Raw genomic sequence first — 18,203 nt, forward strand, 5'->3', positions numbered from 1 at the left:
ACGATGCCCAATCGCTTCGATATTTTCATCACCCGTCTTGAAACGAAAACCACCAGGGAAGGCGTCCCGCCGCATCCTATTGCCGACCAGCATATCCGCCGCGACAAGGGCACTGCCAAGCAGGTCCGGCCTGGGGAGGCGCTTGCCGAAAAAGACCGCACCAAACGCCGCCACAAACACGACGCCTAGGCGCCATATGCACGGAATGGCGGTTCTAGAACGCCTTAGCCCAGATACCTGGACACCCGTGCCTTCAGCAGATCAATCAGCTCCAGATCCATGAATTCGTAGTCGTCGGGGATGTCGAGGCAGATCACCCGGGCCTTGCTCAGGCTGTCCCTAAATCTCTTCTGCAGTTTGGTGCGGTGCGCCTTCTCCATGACGAAGATGATGTCGGCCCACGCCACCAGCTCATGCGTCAGCGGCGTGTCGGCATCGTGGTTTGTTCCCGCCGATGCGACCTCGATATCCTGGCGCTTGGAAAACACCTGCTCGGCAGTCGGGCTGCGCAAGCGGTTCTGGCTGCAGACGAAGAGCACGTTTTTCAAAGGGGTTATCTCGCCAGATCCGCCACCACGGCGTCGAGCACGATCATGCCGGCGGCCGTGGCGCGCAGCCTTGCATTGCCGATCGGCGCCACCAGCCCTTCGTCCTGCAGCACCGTCAGCCGCGCCGTCGACAGGCTGCGTCCGGAAAACGCTTCGTAGCGCGACAGGTCGATGCCTTCGGCGAGCCGCAAGCCCATCAACAGGAACTCGTCGGCCTCCTCCGAACGGGTCAGGATTTCGCCACCGGTGACGCCATGAGCCTTGGCCTCGACAAGATTGGCCCAGGTCTCCGGCATTCTCTCGGCGATCGTGACTGTGCGGCGGCCGTTTTCGATGAAGCGGCCATGCGCGCCGGGGCCGACACCGACATATTCGCCATAGCGCCAGTAGGTCAGGTTGTGCCGGCTTTCGGCACCCGGCCGGGCGTGGTTGGAAATCTCATAGGCCGGCAGCCCGTGCGCCGCGGTGATTTCCTGCGTCAGCGCATAGAGGTCGGCGGCGTGGTCATTGTCGGGAATGGCGAATTTCTTCGCTGCATGCAGCGCGTGGAACGGCGTGCCTTCCTCGATCGTCAGCTGATAGAGCGACAGATGGTCGGCGGCGTGGCCGATCGCCTGTTCGAGCTCCAATGCCCAAGCCTCTGGCGTCTGGCCGGGCCGCGCATAGATCAGGTCGAACGACAGCCGCGGAAAGATTTCGCGCGCCAGCCCGATCGCATGCAGCGCCTCATCGACATTGTGCAAGCGGCCGAGAAAACGCAAATCCTTGTCGTTCAGCGCCTGCACGCCGAGCGACACCCGGTTGACACCGGCCGCGCGATAGCCGCGAAAGCGCTCCGCCTCGACCGAGGACGGATTGGCTTCCAGCGTCACCTCGATGCCATCGGGCACCGTCCAGTTTTTGGCCACCGCGTCCAGCACCGCCACCACCGTTTCCGGTTTCATCAGTGACGGCGTGCCGCCGCCGAGAAAAATGCTGGTGACGTCGCGCGGTCCGGTGCGTTCGCGCATGGTCTTGAGCTCGGTCTCGAAGGCGCGGGCAAAACGCTCCTGGTCGACGGGCTGGTGGCGGACATGGCTGTTGAAGTCGCAATACGGGCACTTGGCCGCACAGAACGGCCAATGGATGTAGACGCCGAAGCCGGGGCTGCGGTCGAGGGGCATGGTCATGCCGGACCCAATCATTCCGAACCAAGTCGCGCTTGGGCGAATTTCTGGAAGGCGCGGGCGCGGTGCGACAATGCGGTCGGCTGGCCGGGCTTCCAGCCGTGTTTTTCCTCGGCACTCATCTCGCCAAAAGTCTTGTCGAAACCATTGGGCAAAAACACCGGGTCGTAGCCGAAGCCGAGCTCGCCGCGCGGCGGCCACACCAGCGTTCCCTCGGCCTCGCCGCGATAGTACTCGGCATCGCCGTCGGGAAAGGCCAGGCAAATGACGGCGACGAAGCGGCCCTTGCGCTGTTCCGGCAGAGCCGCGCCGACTTCCTGCAGCGCCACTTCGGTGCGCTGCATGGCCATGCCGAAGTCGCGCGAACCATCCGGCGTCTCGGCCCAATTGGCGGTGTAGACGCCGGGCGCGCCGTCGAGCGCATCGACGCACAGGCCGGAATCGTCCGACAGCGCCGGCAGGCCGGTCGCCTTGGCCGCGGCCAGCGCCTTGATGTAGGCGTTTTCCTCAAACGTGGTGCCGGTCTCGTCCGGCTCCGGCAGGCCATAGTCCTTGGCCGATTTCGCTTCGAAGCCGAACGGCCCCATCAGATCGGCGAATTCGCGCAGCTTGCCGGCATTATGGCTGGCAACGACGATCTTCTTGCCATCGAGAGAATGCATCAAAGGCCCCAGATTCTTGGCTCGGCGAATTCGATCGAATTGCCCGAGGGGTCGCGAATATAGATCGAGCGGCCGCCTTGCGGCCATTCGAACTCACTTTCGATGGCGATCTTTTTCGCCTCGAGATGCGCCTTCCAGCGGGCGATCTCGGCAGCGCTTGCCGCAAAGCAGAGGTGGCCGTCGCCAACCGTGCCGTGCGGCGGCACCTTCAGCCGCGCATCGGGCGCCGGCGGGACTTTCGTCGCCTCGGCATTGAAGACCAGCAGCACGCCGGAACCGCAGCGGAAGAAAATGTGCCTGCCGTCGACCTTGCCGAGCAGATCGAGGCCGAGGATGTCGGTGTAGAACGCTTCGGCCGCCGCCAGATCGGTGACGTAGAGGGCTGATTCCAGGATGGCGGCGGGGGTCATCGTGAAGCCGAAGGTTACGCCACAGCCATCTGCTGCAGGCTGACCAGCCGCTGGATGCCTTTCTTGGCCAAGCCCATCAGCGCCGCGAACTGATCCTCGGAAAAAGGCTCGCCCTCGGCCGTGCCCTGGATCTCGACGATGCCGCCCTTGCCGGTCATGACGAAATTGGCGTCGGTACCGGCCGAGGAATCCTCGACATAATCGAGGTCGATGACCGGCTGGCCGTCATGGATGCCGCAGGAGATCGCCGCGACATGATCCTTCAGCACCTTGGCGACGCTGGCCATCTGCCGCGCTTCCATCCAGCGCAGGCAGTCGTAGAGCGCCACCCAGCCGCCGGTGATCGAAGCGGTGCGGGTGCCGCCGTCGGCCTGGATGACATCGCAGTCGACGGTGATCTGCTGTTCGCCCAGCGCCTGCAGGTCGACCACGGCGCGCAAAGAGCGGCCGATCAGACGCTGGATTTCCAGCGTGCGGCCGCCTTGCTTGCCGGCGGACGCCTCGCGGCGCATGCGCTCGCCGGTCGAGCGTGGCAGCATGCCGTATTCGGCCGTCACCCAGCCCTTGCCGGAGTTGCGCATCCAGCCCGGCACCTTCTCCTCAAGGCTCGCCGTACACAGCACATGCGTGTCGCCGAACTTCACCAGGCACGAGCCTTCGGCGTGCTTGGAGACGCCGCGCTCGAAGGAGATGGCGCGCATTTCGTCGAATTGGCGTTTGGAAGGGCGCATTCAGGCTGTTTTCCTATGTTTTTCGGAATCGTGGCCGGCTTGTAACCGCATGGGGCCTATGGCGCAAAGGAAAATGGCCGGACACAGACACCGGGCGGTCTGACACGGACACCGGATCTGGCACGGACACCGGGTGATCTGGCACAGAGACCGGGTTGCGCGGGCGCCGGTGAGGTCTATATCCTTTAGCCGGAGGTTTTTGGCTCGAATGACCAAGGCAGTCGCCGAACCCAGTTTGCTGTCGCCCGCGCTGCAGTCGCTCGATATGCGCTCGCGCGATATTTTTCGGCGCATCGTCGATTCCTACCTGAAGGACGGCGAGCCTGTGGGCTCACGCAGCCTGTCGCGCATCCTGCCATCGTCGCTGTCGCCGGCCACCATCCGCAACGTGATGAGCGACCTCGAGCATCTCGGCCTGATCTATGCCCCGCACATTTCGGCCGGACGCCTGCCGACCCAGGCCGGGCTGCGCTTTTTCGTCGATGCCTTCATGGAACTCGGCGACCTTTCCGACGAAGAGCGCCGCATCATCGAGGCGCAGGTGCGCGCCTCCGGCTCGGGCGCGACGCTGGAGCACATGCTGACAGAAGCCAGCCAGATGCTGTCCGGCATGTCGCGCGGCGCCGGCCTGGTGCTGACCGCCAAGAACGAAGTGGCGCTCAAGCACATCGAATTCATCCAGCTCGAGCCGACCAAGGCGCTGGCCGTGCTGGTGTCGCAGAATGGCGATGTCGAAAACCGTGTCATCGACCTGCCCGCCGGCGTCACCGTTTCGCAATTGCATGAAGCCTCCAACTTCCTCAACGCCCACATCCGCGGCCGCACGCTGGCCGAGGCGCGGGTCGAGATCGCCCGCATCAAGGAAGAGACCAAGGCGGCGCTCGACACGCTGTCGCAGGATCTGGTCGAAAAAGGCCTGGCGGTCTGGGCCGGCGCCGACAGCGGCCTGCCGGCGCGCCTCATCGTGCGTGGTCGCGCCAATCTGCTGGAAAATGTCACCGCCCACGCCGAGATCGAGCTGCTCAGGCATCTGTTCGAGGACATGGAGACGCAGGACGGGCTGATCCAGCTGCTCGACCTCGCCGAGGAAGGCTCCGGCGTGCGCATCTTCATCGGCTCGGAAAACAAGCTGTTTTCGCTGTCGGGTTCGTCGCTGGTCGTTGCGCCCTATCGCGACAAGGACGCCCGCGTCATCGGCGCGCTCGGCGTCATCGGCCCGACCCGGCTGAACTACGCCCGCATCGTGCCGATGGTCGACTATACGGCGCAGCTGATATCGCGCATGCTACGCTGAGGTGTATTGGTATTCAGGTGAGGTCGGCCTGACCTGAATCTCAACACAGCTCATGGCAAGGCTGCGCAAGGAGAAAAACAATGGCTTTCGAAGAGATCAAGGCGCAGATCAGCCTGTTGCTCGAAGAGATGGTCAACCAGCCGGAGGATCAGCATGAGGTGCAGGAACAGCTGCGCGAGAAGCTGAGGGAAATGCGGGCCATGGGCCTGCCGCTGCCGGCCGACCTGGTTGAGCTGGAAAAGCGCCTCGACGACGATTTCTACGCCGCCGGGAGCTGATCTCCCGATACCATTTCCGCGCGCTCAACGTTGAGGCGGAACGACTGTCGGGCCGGCTCGTTCAAACGCTTCGAAGCCAAGCCTTGAGGTCAGCATGATCCGATATGCCGGTCTGACGGCCATTTCCGTCGCCTTGTTTTTCGCCACGGCGGCATTTGCCCAGCAGGCGGATCAGCCGTTGCTGAAAGGTGAAGCCGCCTTTGGCGACTGGAGGGACGACAGGCCGGGCGTGCGGCGCCTGATCCGGCCTGAGGATCTGCCGGCGCCCTTCGTTACCGAATCCGCATCCAATGGCGCCGGTCTGGCAGACCGGCCGGAAGGCGCCAAGCCGATACTGCCGTCGGGCTTTTCGGCCGAGATGATCGCATCGGGCATCGCCAGCCCGCGCGTCGTGCGCGTCGCGCCCAATGGCGATCTGTTCGTCGCCGACAGCAGGGCCAACCAGATCCGCGTCTATCGCCTCACGCAGGGCAGCGCCAAGCCTGCCGAGGAAGCGATCTTCGCCAACGGCCTCACCCAGCCCTACGGCATCGCCTTCTATCCGCCAGGCAACAGTCCGCAATGGGTCTATGTCGCCAACAGCAACAGCGTCGTTCGCTTTGCCTATCGCGACGGCGACCTCAAGGCTTCCGGCCAGCCGGAAACCGTCGTCGCCAACATTCCTTCGAGCCACCACTGGACCCGCGACATCGCCTTCTCGCCGGATGGCAAGACGCTCTATCTCTCGGTCGGTTCCGGTTCGAATGTCGCCGAGGGCATGGGCAAGCGACCGAAGGGCGGCCTGGACGCCTGGGCGAAGTCGATGCCGCTGGGCGCTGCCTGGGGCGCCGAGGATGGTCGCGCCGATGTGCTGGCCTTCGACCCCGAAGGCAAGAATGGCCGCATCGTCGCAACCGGCCTGCGCAATTGTTCGGGCATGACGGTGCAGCCGGCCACCGGCGCGCTGTGGTGCGTTGTCAACGAGCGTGACGCGCTTGGCGACAATGTGCCGTTCGAATATGCAACCACGGTGAAGGACGGCGCCTTCTATGGCTGGCCCTGGTACTATATCGGCAACAATGAGGATCCGCGCCACAAGGGCGAGCGCCTCGACCTCGCCGGCAAGGCGACCATTCCCGACGTGCTGATGCAGGCCCATTCGGCGCCGCTCAACATTGCATTCTATACCGGCGGGAATTTTCCGCCCGACTATCAGGGCGATGCCTTCGTCGCCTTGCATGGCTCGTGGAACCGCGGCATCCGCACCGGCTACAAGGTGGTCAGGTTGCGGTTCAAGGACGGCAAGCCGACCGGCGAGTATGAGGATTTCATCACCGGCTTCGTCATCTCCGACGACGAGGTCTGGGGCCGCCCGGTCGGCGTGGCGGTGGCGAAGGATGGCGCGCTGATCCTGACCGAGGATGGCAGCGGCACCATCTGGCGCATCACCTATGGTGGGACCTGACCCACTGGTGCAATCGAATCCTGCCTTGAGGGAATTCACCCTCCCCCGGCTTTGCGCTAAAGCTGTCGCATGACCCTTACCGGATTCCTCGCCTACAGCGCCGCTCTCGGCATCGCCGCCGCCATTCCCGGCCCCGGCGTCACAGCACTTGTGGCGCGGGCGCTCGGCTCAGGCTTCCGCTCGTCGTTGGCCATGTCGTTCGGGCTGATGCTTGGCGACCTCACCTATCTCACCGCCGTGGTGCTCGGCCTCGCCTTTGTCGCCCAGACTTTTGGCATGGTCTTCCTGGCCATCAAATGGCTCGGCGTCGCCTATCTCGCCTTCCTCGGCTGGCGCTTCTGGACCAGCGGCATCACACCCGAAACGGTCGAGGCGAAAAAGGGCAAGGGCGGACTGCTGTCCAGCTTCATCGCCGGCCTCACCGTCACGCTCGGCAATCCGAAGACGATGATCTTCTATCTCGCCATCACGCCGACCATCGTCGACCTGAAGACCATCACGCTCGTCGACTACGGCATCCTGGTCGCGCTCACCGTCGTCGTGTTGCTGGTGGTGCTCGTGCCCTATCTCGCATTGGCGGCCAAGGCGCGCTGGTTCCTGAAGTCGCCGCGCGCGCTGAAAGCGCTGAACCGCACCGCCGCCGGCTTCATGGTTGGCGCCGCCGCAGCGATTGCCGCCCGCCAATAGGCGCGTTTCGGCCAAGCCATTCCAGAATCGGCTCGTTTCAGGAAACCGTTTTCCGATGCCGGGGTGCTTTAAGCACAGGCTCCACTCGGATATTTCCGGTCGACAGCTTATCGTGCCGGCCATACCCTGACGCTTGAAGTCCACTTGCCTGAAATCCTGGGAGCGAAACCAATGAACAAGCCCGTCACCTCAGCGCGCGTGCCTGGCCGCGGCCGCATCTACAACTCGATCACCGAGACGATTGGCGACACACCGCTGGTGCGGCTCGACAAGTTCGCCAGGGAAAAGGGCGTCGTCGCCAATCTTCTGGCCAAGCTCGAATTCTTCAACCCCATCGCCTCGGTCAAGGACCGCATCGGCGTGGCAATGATCGAAGCGCTCGAGGCATCGGGCAGGATCACGCCCGGCAAGACCACGCTGGTCGAGCCGACCTCTGGCAACACCGGCATCGCGCTGGCCTTCGCGGCCGCCGCCAAGGGCTACAAGCTGATCCTGACCATGCCGGAGACCATGTCGGTCGAGCGTCGCAAGATGCTGGCGCTGCTCGGCGCTGAACTGGTGCTGACCGAAGGCCCGAAAGGCATGAAGGGCGCCATCGCCAAGGCCGACGAGCTGGCCGCGACGCTGCCCGACGCCGTCATTCCGCAGCAATTCGAAAATCCCGCCAATCCGGAAATCCACCGCACCACGACCGCCGAGGAAATCTGGAACGACACCCATGGCGAGGTCGACATTTTCGTCGCCGGCATCGGCACCGGTGGCACCATCACCGGCGTCGGCCAGGTGCTGAAGAAGCGCAAACCTTCGGTCCATGTCGTCGCCGTCGAGCCGGAAGCGTCGCCGGTGCTGTCCGGCGGCCAGCCCGGCCCGCACAAAATCCAGGGTATCGGCGCCGGCTTCGCGCCAAAAATCCTCGACACCACCATCTATGACGAGATCGTCAGGGTCTCGAACGAGGATTCGGTCGCCAATGCCCGCCTCGTCGCCCGCCTCGAAGGCGTGCCGGTCGGCATCTCGTCGGGCGCGGCCTTGCAGGCAGCCATCATCGTCGGCTCGCGACCGGAGAACAAGGGCAAAAACCTGGTGGTGATCATCCCATCCTTCGCCGAACGCTATCTGTCGACGATTTTGTTTGAAGGGCTTGGCTCGTAGGTTTCGCTGGACCGCCGAAAAAACCCTCCGTGGCCGCTGCCGCTCGCTTGAGCGGGACGCGGCTTGCGTGTCCAATGGCCGCCGGCCTGCTTTGCGCAGGCCGGCGGAGGATTTCATGTACAAGCTCTACACGCGCCCCAACAGCGGCGGCTTCGTCGTCGAGGCAGCCCTTGCGCTGGCCGGAGTGCCGTTCGACCAGATCGACGTCCCGAAGCCGCCGGACCCGACCTTTCTCGACATCAGCCCGTTGAACCAGGTTCCGGTGCTGACCTTGCCGGACGGCAACTCGATCACCGAGTCGGCGGCCATGTGCATCCTGCTTGCCGAGCGTCACCCGGAAGCGGGTCTGGCGCCGGCAATCGCATCGCCTGCCCGCGCCGATTTCCTGCGCTGGATGACCTTCATGTCGTCGGTCATTTACCCGGCTGCCCTGAGGTTCTTCTACGCGCATCGCTACACGGCCGATCCCGGCGGCCTGGAAGCCGTCAAGCTGGCGGCGGTCGCCGAGATGGATCGCGGCTTTGCCATTCTCGACACTGCCCTCGAAAACCGCGACTGGCTGGTCGGCGACCGGCTCTCGCTGGCCGATATCTATCTCGTCATGCTGATTGCCTGGCATCCCGAGGTCGAAAAAGTTCGAACCGCCTGGCCGAACATCGAACGGCTGTGGGCCGGGTTGCGCGAGCATCCGGTGATGCGGAAGCTGAACACCTCGCATGACATGTGGCCGGCCTGAACAAATTGCCTGCAGCGAAGCGCCGCCTCCCGGCGCTCAATTCTTCAGCGCCGCACGCTTTCCTTGCAGGAACCGGCGCACCGCCGGGTCGCGTTCGAGGCCGATCGCCCGGTCATAGGCCTCGCTGGCCTGCGGTATGTTGCCGAGCCTGGCCAGCAGACCGGCGCGGGCCGCCCAATAGGGCTGGTAGTCGTCAAGCCGCTCGTCGTCACCCAGCACGTAAAGCGCCGCCAGCCCCGCCGCCGCACCTTCGGTCTCGGCAATCGCCACCGCGCGGTTGATCGACACCACGGGCGAACCGGCAATCATCGACAAGGCATCATAAAGCTCGAGGATCGCCACCCAGTCGGTCCTGCCGGTCAGCCGTCGTGTCGTGTGGGCGGATTGCAGGGCCGCCTCAAGCTGGTAGCGGCCGATGACGCCTTTGCCGGCGGCGCGCCTGAGCAAAGCCTCCGCTTCGTCGATTAGGGCATCATCCCACAGCGCAAGATCCTGCTCGGCCAGTGGCACATAGTCGCCCGCTGTGTTGCGCCGCGCCGCACGCCGCGCTTCGGCAAACAGCATCAGCGCCAGCAGCCCAAGAGCTTCGGGTTCGTCCGGCATCAGCGACGCGACCAGCCGGCCGAGCCAGATGCCTTCGGTGGCGAGGTTGCGCCCTCTCGTTTCTGTGCCGGCAGGGTCTGACCAGCCTTCGGCAAAGGCGGCGTAGATCGCCTCCAGCACCGTGTCCAGCCGCTCGCCGAGCTCTTCCCGCTCCGGCACGCGGAACGGAATGCCGGTCTCGCGGATACGTGACTTGGCGCGCACCAGGCGCTGGCTCATCGTCGCCGGCGACACCAGGAAAGCCGAAGCGATCGTTGCCGCGTCGAAGCCCAGAACGGTCTGCAGGATCAGCGGCGCCCGCACGCCGGCCTCGATCGCCGGATGGGCGCAGGCAAACATCAGCCGCAGCCGCTCGTCAGGCAGGTCCTCGTCGATCATGCGCGCCTCCATTTCCTCGGCGATCAGCTTGAGGTGGTCGCGCCCGGCCTCGCTGGTCAGCCGGCGTCTGACGGCGTCGACGCTGCGCCGCCGCGCCACCGCCAGCAGCCACGCCTCAGGCTTTTCGGGCACGCCGGTTTGCGGCCAGCGTTCAAGGGCTGCGGCAAACGCATCGGCCAGCGCGTCTTCGGCGCCAGCCACGTCGCGCGTGCGCGCGGCGAGATAGGCAACCAGCTTGCCGTAGCTCTGCCGGGCAGCCGCTTCCGCAGCCGCCCGTGCAATGTCTGGTCTACCGGCTGTCACGCAGTGTATGCTGGCATGTATTCTGCCATCGGCCAGATCGGCCGCACTTCCATCGTGCCGGTGCCGGCACCCGGACAGCGCGCCGCCCACGAGATCGCCGCGTCCATGTCTGGCGCCTCGATCAAATAATAGCCGCCGAGCTGCTCCTTGGTGTCGGCATAGGGGCCGTCAATCACATTGGTCTTGCCGCCGGCCACCCGCACGGTGGTTGCTATCTTCGTCGGTTTCAACCGCTCCCCGGCCAGGAACACGCCGGCCTTCTTCATCGCTTCGGTATAGGCGCCATAGGCGGCGCTCATCTGGACGGCCGCCTCCTTGGGTGCGGCTGCCATTGCGGCTTCGTTGGAATAGATAAGAAGCAGATACTGCATGGTCATCTCCCGTGGTTACAGGGCCGCATCGGTGCGGGCCGAACGTATGTCGCGCGGCCTCGCCCGATTTCGACAGGCGCTGGAAAAAACTTTCGGCCCTGGCGGCGTATTGCGCAAGGACGCAAGCTTTGCCGACGCTAATTGCCTAGCGCCACAGTCTCCTGGGGCTGGCTTGATCCTTGCGAGCCGGCCGGCTCCAGCCAGCCACGGTAGCGCACGATCATGCCGGTGAGCGGGTGCGAAATCTCGACATGGAAACGGAAGCGGCCGTCTTCCACGGTCTCGAAGGACGTCGAGCGCGGGCAAAACCACATAGGCAGCGGCAGGCCCAAAAAGCTCCAGCGGCGCAGCACGAGTGACAGCCGCCCTTCCTCGGTCACTAGCGCCATAGCGAAACTCAGCGGCCCAAAACGTTCGCACAGCAGCCGCTGTGACCGGCCACGGCCTTCGAATTGGCGGCTTGAAAAACTGTGCTCACCGAAGGTCCGCGTCCAGGTTTCCTCGCTCTTGTCAGCTTCGAAATCGACCCGGACCGCAATGTCGGCGCTCGCCTTGGGAAAGCCGACCAGCCAGCCTGCTAGCCGGCTAAGGATACTATCTCCCCGCTCGACGCTGGCGCGTCCTTGCGCCGCAATGGCGTGGTCATGCATGGCGCGGATCTCTCTTGGCAGGCTTTGCCAGGCGTCGCCGAGCAAGGCGGCATAGAGCGGCTTTTCCTTGTCGGCAGTATCGTCCCTGAAGCCGGTGTAAATCGTCTTGCTGGCAAACAGCGCCGTGTAATCCTCGAGTTCCAGGTCGCGCACGGCCGCCCGCGCGCCTGACGCCGGTCTGTGCCCGTCTAGCGCCTTGCGTACCAGCGCCTCGACCGCCATCGCCGGGATCAGCGGCCCGTCATCGCCTTCCGCCAGCAGATGCCAGGACCGTTTGACCGTGGCGCCCGACTGGTCCGCCCCTTCCACAGCGACGAACATGCCGCCGCGATGCTCACCCCAGCGCAGCCGGTTCGTCGCCCAGTGCATGAGCGGGGCGAGCGGCGACAGCGAGCGGACCAGTCCAGCGCGTACCAGCCATGCCAGCGCGATCAAGGCGCGGTGCAGCAGCTCGGGAACCGGTCCGGCCCCCATCCAGATGGTTTTCGCCTGTGGCCAGAGGTCGGTCAGCGCCCGCAGGTCCGGCACGTCGACCAGCGAAAACAGCGTGTTGTGCAGCGGCAGACGGCCCGGCGGCGCGATGGTCGTGCGCATCTGTTCGGTTAGCGGATGGCCTTGGCGCGTCTGGCCCTCCCGCGTCAGCTGGACCGGCTGCCCGGCATAACCCGCAATGGCGCGGATGACGTTTTCGCCGACGCCGGCATAAGGCGACGGCGCGATGCCGCCGCGAAGGCTGTCGATGCGCGTCATCTCAGAGGACAGGCGGCGCACCACCGCTGCCGTCAGCACCGGAAAACTGGAAACGCCGGACAGCACGAACAGGCCAGCCACTTTCGCCGCCACGTCGAAGGCGGAAACGCCGGCGACGAAATCCGAACCGTCGGCGAGGTCGAGATAGTTTGCGCCCTGGCCGATACAAGCCTTGATAAGCCGGTAGCGGCCCTCGCCATAGGCCTGGAACGGGCCGCTTGCATCGACGACGATGTCGGGGCGTAGCGACGCCAGTTGCGCATTGAGATCGCCATTGCGATCGAACTGGGTGGAAACGAGTTGAGCGACGGCACGGGCTCGGCTCTTGCAAAAGGCCTCGGCCCTGGCGAGCGAGCGGCCGGCGACCATCAGGATCAGGCGCGGCTCGTTTTCCAGCAATTCGACGATGCGGCCGCCAAAGATGCCATAGCCGCCGACGACAAGGACCCTCATCGCAGCTCACCCGGGGCTCGCATCCTAGCCAAGCAACCGTCCCCTCAGCTCGGCCGACGGAATGTCGCAACTGTCCTTCCGGCCGAACAGCGCATAGCGGTTCCTGGCGATGCGATTGTAAAGCCAGTCGCGAATCGGGCGCGGCAGCAGGAGCAAGACTCTTGCTGCCCGCCACGGCCAGCCCAGTTCGGCCATCACGGCAACAAGACTCTCGAGGCGCATGAAGGCAGCACCGTCGATGAGGACCAGGTTGGTCTCGTAGCTGTCGGTGCGCAGCCCGTATTTTCGAAACAGCGCCTCGCCGAAGGGTGACTGCGCCGTGGCGAAGCAGAAGCGGTTTTTGCGGTCGAGCCTCACCACCGTGCGCACGAAGCCGGAGCACAAAACGCAGACGCCGTCGAAGACGATCAACGGCTGGCTGGCATCGAAGACTTCGGAGGGATGGTCGATGGTCACGTGCAACCCGGCAGCTGATGTCCTGGGACACTAAGCCTGCCGGCGGCGGCGTTAAAGCCTCGGCGTTGTCGCACGTCGTCTGTCGGCGAGCACAGGGCGCTCGGCACGATAGGTGGTTGCGCGGTGGTTTGCGCCCGGCCTGCAGATCCGGCTGTTATGACGGGTCTCGAAGGTCATGATCAGTGCGCGCTGACGCCGAGCGAGTTGCCGCGACGTGCACAGGCCGGGCCTGGGCCGCGCATGTAATAGCGCTCGGGCCGATAGCTCGGCGCGACGAATTCGCGGATGGCGGCGGCATAGCCAGCGATGTGATGCCAGAAGTTCATTTTCTTTGGTCCCTGTCCCGATTTCGGATGTCCCTTCCGAATTACGGGCATCATAGCGTCGATGCGTGAATAGTCGGTGAACACGATGTTAATCTCTGGTCGAAAAGGCCCTGGTTCGTGGCCGGAATGCGGCTGATTCGGGGTCTTTCGGTGCAGTTCGTCGGCATTTCGCCCAATGTGACTTTTGCATCACATATGTTTCGCCTGAATGTCGCTTGGGCGCGGTTCTGTTTCAATAATCGCCGAAGCCACGAAATTTCCGTGCGCGGCGCCCACAAGCGCCTTGGCCCTGCCAGATGTGCGGCCGGAACCGGAAGGGGCTTTGCCCGTTCTCGGTTGAACCGCATCGCGCAGGGAGTTTGTCATGGCGCCTCGTCCAGCCTGGAAGGGCTATCTGAAGCTGTCGCTGGTCACCTGCGCCGTCGAACTGACCAACGTCGTCACCCATACCGAAAAGGTCTCGTTCCGGGTGCTCAACCGCAAGACCGGCAACACCGTCAAACGCATCTATGTCGATGGCGAGACCGGCAAGCCGCTGGGCGATGGCGACGAGATCAAGGGCTATGAGGTCAGCGACGGCGATTTCGTCCATATCGAGGAGGACGAGATCGAGGCGGTGCAGATCGAATCCTCGCACACGATGAGCCTCGACGGCTTCGTCGACAAAGCCTCGATTCAGCAGATCTATCTCGACACGCCCTATTATGTCGCGCCGGCCGACAAGGTGTCGGAGGAAGCCTTTGCCGTCATTCGCGATGCCATGGCGGGCAAGAAGATGGCGGGGCTCGCCCGCATTGTGCTCTACAGCCGCGAGCGCCCTGTGGTCATCGAGCCGCTGGGCAAGGGCATGGTGCTGACCACGCTGCGCTACGACAACACCGTGCGCCAGCCTGATACCGTCTTCGGCGACATCAAAGTGGTGAAGACCGATCAGGAGATGACCGATCTCGCCGAGCTCATCATCGACAAGAAGAAAGCCACGTTCGACCCGTCGAAATTCGACGACAAATACGAGGACGCCCTGCTTGAACTGATCCGCGCCAAGAAAGCCGGCAAGAAGGCGCCGGCGGCGCAGGCCGCGCCAAAACCCTCCAACGTCGTCAATCTGTTCGATGCGCTGAAGCAGAGCCTGTCTTCGGATGGCGGTTCATCAAAGGCTTCCTCGTCGGCAAAGGTCAGGTCGCCGGCGAAAGGTGCGAAGCCGAAAGCCGCCGCCGCCAAGCGTAAATCGGCCTGAGGATCGGGAGATGGCCGGCCTCGAACAGTATCATTCCAAGCGCGATTTCAAGAAGACCGCCGAGCCGGCCGGCAAGGTCTCGCGCAGCGGCAAGGGTAAGGCCGGCGGCATCTTCGTCATCCACAAGCATGACGCGACAAGGCTGCACTACGATCTTCGCCTTGAGCATGACGGCGTGCTGTGGAGTTGGGCGGTCACGCGCGGCCCGAGCCTCGACCCGCACGAGAAGCGGCTGGCCGTGCATGTCGAGGACCATCCGATCGACTATGCGCCGTTCGAAGGAACCATCCCCAAGGGTGAGTATGGCGGCGGCACGGTCATCGTCTGGGACGAAGGCACCTGGACGCCCGAGATCGATCCGGCCAAGGCAATGCAGAAAGGCCATATCAGCTTCGAGCTGCACGGCCACAAGCTCCACGGCCTCTGGCATCTGGTGCGACTGAAGCCGCGCGCAGGCGAGAAGCGCGACAACTGGCTGTTGATTAAGTCCGACGATGCCGCCGCCCGCCCCGGCGAAGACATCCTCGAGGAAGCCCCGAAATCGGTGAAGTCGAGCCTGACGATCGAGGAGGTCGGCGCAGGCAAGACCGCCAAGGGCAAGACGCCGAAAGTCTGGCATTCCAACAAGCCGGCCGCCGGCCAGGCGAAGGCTGGTGCGGCAAAGCGGCTCGACTTCATCGAGCCGCAGCTTGCCACGCTGGAAAGAGATGCGCCGGCCGGCAAGGACTGGCTGCACGAGGTGAAATTCGACGGCTACCGCATGCAGGCGCAGCTTGCCGGCACTGAGGTGCGACTGCTGACGCGCACCGGCCTCGACTGGACGGAGAAATTCGGCGGCGAGATCGTTGCGGAGCTCGGGCGCCTGAAATGCACCGATGCCATCATCGATGGCGAGATCGTCGTGCTCGCCGACAGCGGCGTCTCGTCGTTCTCCTTGCTGCAGCAGGACCTTTCTGCGAACCGGACCAACCGCTTCATCTACTATGTCTTCGACCTGATGCGTCTCAACGGCCAAGATCTGCGCGGCGAACCGCTGGTCGAGCGCAAACAGGCGCTGCAGGACCTGCTCGGCAAACAGTCGGACGATTCGGCGCTGCGTTTCAGCGACCATTTTGCTGAGCCCGGCAAGATCATGCTGCAGCACGCCTGCCGCATGGGGCTGGAAGGCATCGTCTCCAAGCGCGCCGACGCGCCCTATCGCAGCGGCCGTGGCCCGGCCTGGGTCAAGTCGAAATGCACGGCGCGACAGGAATTCGTCATCGGCGGTTATTTGCCGTCGGAAAAGACCGGCCGCGGCCTGCGCTCGCTGCTGGTCGGCTATTTTGAGGCTGGCAAGCTGCACTATGCCGGCCGCGTCGGCACCGGATTTTCCGCCAGGATGGCTACCGGCCTGAAGAAAAAGCTCGACGCTTTGAAAGCGGACGCATCGCCCTTCGCGGCGGCCGTGCCGAAGGGCAAGGGACTGGTCTGGGTCAAGCCCGCGCTGGTCGGCGAAGTGGAGTTTCGCAGCTGGACCTCCGACCGTATAATACGCCACGCATCGTTCCAGGGATTGCGCGAAGACAAGCCGGCGGAGGAAGTCGTGCAGGAAAAACCGAAAGCATCGACAGCCGGGAGCAAGGCAAAGCCGACCCCGACGAAATCAACCGGGACGGCGCAAACCGTCGTCAAGCTCTCCCATCCGGACAAGCTTTTGTGGCCCGAGGAAAAGATCTCGAAGCAGGACCTGCTCGAGCACTACGCGCTGGTCTGGCCGCGCATGCAGCAATTCGTCGTCAACCGGCCGCTCAGCTTGGTGCGGGCGCCGGACGGCATTGGCGGCCCGCGCTTCTTCCAGAAGCACGCTTCGGCCGGCATGCACGAGAAAATCGCCAGGATGAAGGACCCGACGGATGGCGAGGAGATCTTGTTCATCCGCGACTTCGACGGCCTTGCCGCTCTGGTCCAGAACGGCGTCGTCGAGGTCCACATCTGGGGCTGCACCATCGAGGAGCTGGAAAAGCCCGACCAGATCGTCTTCGATCTTGACCCCGACGAAGGCGTCGACGCCAAGGCGGTACGTGATGCAGCGCTCGACATCCGCGCGAGGCTCGATGATTTGTCGATGCCCAACCTGGTCAAGACATCGGGCGGCAAGGGCTACCATGTCGTCGTGCCGCTGAAACCGTCGGCCGATTGGGAAGAAGTAAAGACCTTCGCCCATGATTTCGCCCGCGCGCTGGAGCAGGCGGCACCGGACCGCTACACGGCGACGCTGTCGAAGAAGGCGCGCACCGGAAAGATCTTCGTCGACTATCTGCGCAACGGTCGCGGTTCGACCACGGTCGCGCCCTATTCGTCGCGTGCCAAGAAGGGCGCCACCGTGTCGATGCCGGTGACATGGGCGGAAATCGAAGCCGGGCTGGCGCCGAACGCCTTTCCAATCGGCGACAAGACGACGCTGAAGCAGCTGGCCAAGGCCGATCCGTGGGCGGACTTCTTCAAGCTGGGGAAGGTGTTGAAGCGGAGCTGAGCACCATGACTTCGTCATCCTATGGTCTGCGCCGCGTCGCTTCGCTCCTTGCTCCGCCCGTGGATGACGAAGTTCGGTTCACCCCAGAAACACCTTCTCGAATGCCTGCTTGCCCACCGGCGAGAACACCACGGCGCGGCTGTCCTTCTCGCGCCGCGCCCATTTTTCCGAGATGATCTTGTCGAGGATGGCGGCGCCCAGCGTGCCGGCCAGATGCGAGCGCCGCACGCTCCAGTCGAGGCAGGCGCGGCACACCGGCCGCCTTGGCTTGGTGTAGACGTCGATGCCGATGGCGGCGAAATGCGAAGCGGCCGCCGGACCGAGCCGGATCTCCTTGTCCTCGCGCAGCAGGATGTGTTTGTCGACGAGGCGGTCCAGCATTGCCACCGCTTGTTCGCCGGCAAGATGATCGTAGCAGACCCGCGCCACGCGCATTGCCGCGTCGCGCGGTCCTGGCCGCACACGCTGCGGCCCGACCGAAGCGGCAACGCCGGTGATGGCCTCGATCATGCCCGCCACTTGCGGGCCGGCAAGGCCGTAATAGCGATGCCGTCCCTGGCTTGCAACCGTCAGCAGCCCGCCCTCCAGCAGTTTGCCCAGATGCGAGCTGGCGGTGGGCAGTGACACGCCGGCCTCCATCGCCAGTTCGCTCGCCGTGAGCGCCGTGCCACCCATCAGCGCATTCAACATGTTTGCCCGCGCCGGATCGCCGACCAGGCTGGCGATGCGGGCTATGTCGGGTCCTTCACGCATAGTTCGTTCCTCATCGAAGCATTCTTGTCAGATAACCACTATTCTGGCCTGAGATCAAGGAGACGACGATGACCACAACAGCCGCTTCGACCTCCGCACCTGTCGCCCGCCTGCCGTTCCCGTTCTTCGCCTTGCACCGGCTGCGCTTGCGGCTTCTGGCCCGCTGGTACGACCGCCATCGGCAGCGTCTCGACCTCGCCGAGATCGACGATCATTTGTTGCGCGACCTTGGTTTGACGCCTGAAGACGTCCGCCGCGAATGCGCGAAATCCTTCTGGCAGACATGACCAGCAAGGGAATTGC

At 64.2% G+C, this 18,203-nt stretch carries 22 protein-coding genes; 10 read left to right on the top strand and 12 right to left on the bottom strand.

From position 1 onward, the window contains the following. Positions 1 to 3 precede the first annotated feature (3 nt). On the top strand, positions 4 to 189 hold the full coding sequence (locus tag AC1D0N_RS00305; protein ID WP_477240240.1) for a hypothetical protein: 186 nt from the start codon (positions 4 to 6) through the stop codon (positions 187 to 189). 35 nt (positions 190 to 224) lie between these two features. Here the strand turns inward: AC1D0N_RS00305 and AC1D0N_RS00310 are convergent, their stop codons facing one another. From AC1D0N_RS00310 to rph, 5 genes are read right to left on the bottom strand one after another with little or no spacing between them, the layout of a single operon-like run. Next, entirely contained in the window at positions 225 to 548 is a 324-nt protein-coding gene (locus AC1D0N_RS00310) for a low molecular weight protein tyrosine phosphatase family protein (protein ID WP_477240242.1), read from the bottom strand. A 5-nt stretch (positions 549 to 553) separates the two neighbouring features. Further along, on the bottom strand, positions 554 to 1,717 hold the full coding sequence (hemW, locus tag AC1D0N_RS00315; protein ID WP_477240244.1) for a radical SAM family heme chaperone HemW: 1,164 nt from the start codon (positions 1,715 to 1,717) through the stop codon (positions 554 to 556). Positions 1,718 to 1,728: 11 nt separating this feature from the next. Next, complete coding sequence (gene rdgB / locus AC1D0N_RS00320) at positions 1,729 to 2,376, bottom strand: RdgB/HAM1 family non-canonical purine NTP pyrophosphatase (protein WP_477240246.1); 648 nt, start codon at positions 2,374 to 2,376, stop codon at positions 1,729 to 1,731. Beyond that, positions 2,376 to 2,786: a VOC family protein gene (locus AC1D0N_RS00325; protein WP_477240248.1), complete on the bottom strand. Its 411-nt coding sequence runs from the start codon at positions 2,784 to 2,786 to the stop codon at positions 2,376 to 2,378. Before AC1D0N_RS00325 ends, rdgB begins: the two co-directional genes overlap by 1 nt. A gap of 14 nt (positions 2,787 to 2,800) precedes the next feature. Continuing rightward, on the bottom strand, positions 2,801 to 3,517 hold the full coding sequence (rph, locus tag AC1D0N_RS00330) for a ribonuclease PH (RefSeq protein ID WP_477240250.1): 717 nt from the start codon (positions 3,515 to 3,517) through the stop codon (positions 2,801 to 2,803). A gap of 208 nt (positions 3,518 to 3,725) precedes the next feature. Here rph and hrcA point away from each other — a divergent pair, with 208 nt between their 5' ends. The 6 genes from hrcA to AC1D0N_RS00360 all read left to right on the top strand — a co-directional run bounded on the left by hrcA (position 3,726) and on the right by AC1D0N_RS00360 (position 9,108). After that, positions 3,726 to 4,811: a heat-inducible transcriptional repressor HrcA gene (hrcA, locus tag AC1D0N_RS00335; protein ID WP_477240252.1), complete on the top strand. Its 1,086-nt coding sequence runs from the start codon at positions 3,726 to 3,728 to the stop codon at positions 4,809 to 4,811. An 80-nt stretch (positions 4,812 to 4,891) separates the two neighbouring features. Continuing rightward, positions 4,892 to 5,089, top strand: coding sequence for a hypothetical protein (locus tag AC1D0N_RS00340; protein ID WP_477240254.1), 198 nt, complete (start codon positions 4,892 to 4,894; stop codon positions 5,087 to 5,089). A gap of 94 nt (positions 5,090 to 5,183) precedes the next feature. Then, a complete protein-coding gene (locus AC1D0N_RS00345; protein WP_477240256.1) occupies positions 5,184 to 6,533 on the top strand; it encodes a PQQ-dependent sugar dehydrogenase in 1,350 nt (449 codons plus the stop codon). A gap of 69 nt (positions 6,534 to 6,602) precedes the next feature. Continuing rightward, positions 6,603 to 7,220 carry a LysE family translocator gene (locus AC1D0N_RS00350; protein ID WP_477240258.1) on the top strand — a complete coding sequence of 206 codons (618 nt, stop codon included), beginning with the start codon at positions 6,603 to 6,605 and terminating at the stop codon, positions 7,218 to 7,220. Between the two features lie 171 nt (positions 7,221 to 7,391). After that, the gene (gene cysK / locus AC1D0N_RS00355) at positions 7,392 to 8,372 is read left to right on the top strand and encodes a cysteine synthase A (protein ID WP_477240260.1); all 981 of its coding nucleotides are present in this window, start codon (positions 7,392 to 7,394) and stop codon (positions 8,370 to 8,372) included. 115 nt (positions 8,373 to 8,487) lie between these two features. Next, a complete protein-coding gene (locus AC1D0N_RS00360; RefSeq protein ID WP_477240262.1) occupies positions 8,488 to 9,108 on the top strand; it encodes a glutathione S-transferase family protein in 621 nt (206 codons plus the stop codon). Positions 9,109 to 9,144: 36 nt separating this feature from the next. Here the strand turns inward: AC1D0N_RS00360 and AC1D0N_RS00365 are convergent, their stop codons facing one another. The 6 genes from AC1D0N_RS00365 to AC1D0N_RS00390 all read right to left on the bottom strand — a co-directional run bounded on the left by AC1D0N_RS00365 (position 9,145) and on the right by AC1D0N_RS00390 (position 13,764). Next, the gene (locus tag AC1D0N_RS00365; protein ID WP_477240264.1) at positions 9,145 to 10,392 is read right to left on the bottom strand and encodes an RNA polymerase sigma factor; all 1,248 of its coding nucleotides are present in this window, start codon (positions 10,390 to 10,392) and stop codon (positions 9,145 to 9,147) included. Beyond that, entirely contained in the window at positions 10,389 to 10,763 is a 375-nt protein-coding gene (locus AC1D0N_RS00370) for a YciI family protein (RefSeq protein ID WP_477240266.1), read from the bottom strand. The genes AC1D0N_RS00365 and AC1D0N_RS00370 overlap by 4 nt, the downstream gene beginning before the upstream one ends. A 137-nt stretch (positions 10,764 to 10,900) precedes the next feature. Next, the gene (locus tag AC1D0N_RS00375) at positions 10,901 to 12,616 is read right to left on the bottom strand and encodes a DUF4166 domain-containing protein (RefSeq protein ID WP_477240268.1); all 1,716 of its coding nucleotides are present in this window, start codon (positions 12,614 to 12,616) and stop codon (positions 10,901 to 10,903) included. Positions 12,617 to 12,640: 24 nt separating this feature from the next. Next, a complete protein-coding gene (locus AC1D0N_RS00380; protein WP_477240270.1) occupies positions 12,641 to 13,072 on the bottom strand; it encodes a thiol-disulfide oxidoreductase DCC family protein in 432 nt (143 codons plus the stop codon). Between the two features lie 179 nt (positions 13,073 to 13,251). Beyond that, positions 13,252 to 13,398: a hypothetical protein gene (locus AC1D0N_RS00385; protein ID WP_477240272.1), complete on the bottom strand. Its 147-nt coding sequence runs from the start codon at positions 13,396 to 13,398 to the stop codon at positions 13,252 to 13,254. A 189-nt stretch (positions 13,399 to 13,587) separates the two neighbouring features. Beyond that, positions 13,588 to 13,764 carry a hypothetical protein gene (locus tag AC1D0N_RS00390; protein ID WP_477240274.1) on the bottom strand — a complete coding sequence of 59 codons (177 nt, stop codon included), beginning with the start codon at positions 13,762 to 13,764 and terminating at the stop codon, positions 13,588 to 13,590. Between AC1D0N_RS00390 and ku the strand changes: the two genes are divergently transcribed. Both ku and ligD read left to right on the top strand, forming a co-directional pair. Further along, positions 13,763 to 14,635, top strand: a complete 873-nt coding sequence (ku, locus tag AC1D0N_RS00395) for a non-homologous end joining protein Ku (protein WP_477240276.1) — start codon at positions 13,763 to 13,765, stop codon at positions 14,633 to 14,635. The genes AC1D0N_RS00390 and ku overlap by 2 nt on opposite strands. 10 nt (positions 14,636 to 14,645) lie before the next feature. Then, positions 14,646 to 17,147, top strand: a complete 2,502-nt coding sequence (gene ligD, locus AC1D0N_RS00400) for a DNA ligase D (RefSeq protein WP_477240278.1) — start codon at positions 14,646 to 14,648, stop codon at positions 17,145 to 17,147. 78 nt (positions 17,148 to 17,225) lie between these two features. Here the strand turns inward: ligD and AC1D0N_RS00405 are convergent, their stop codons facing one another. Then, positions 17,226 to 17,900 carry an ArsR/SmtB family transcription factor gene (locus AC1D0N_RS00405; protein WP_477240281.1) on the bottom strand — a complete coding sequence of 225 codons (675 nt, stop codon included), beginning with the start codon at positions 17,898 to 17,900 and terminating at the stop codon, positions 17,226 to 17,228. Positions 17,901 to 17,968: 68 nt separating this feature from the next. Here AC1D0N_RS00405 and AC1D0N_RS00410 point away from each other — a divergent pair, with 68 nt between their 5' ends. Continuing rightward, positions 17,969 to 18,187, top strand: coding sequence for a DUF1127 domain-containing protein (locus AC1D0N_RS00410; protein ID WP_477240283.1), 219 nt, complete (start codon positions 17,969 to 17,971; stop codon positions 18,185 to 18,187). Positions 18,188 to 18,203 lie beyond the last annotated feature (16 nt).

Source organism: Mesorhizobium sp. P2_E10, from assembly GCF_056404235.1.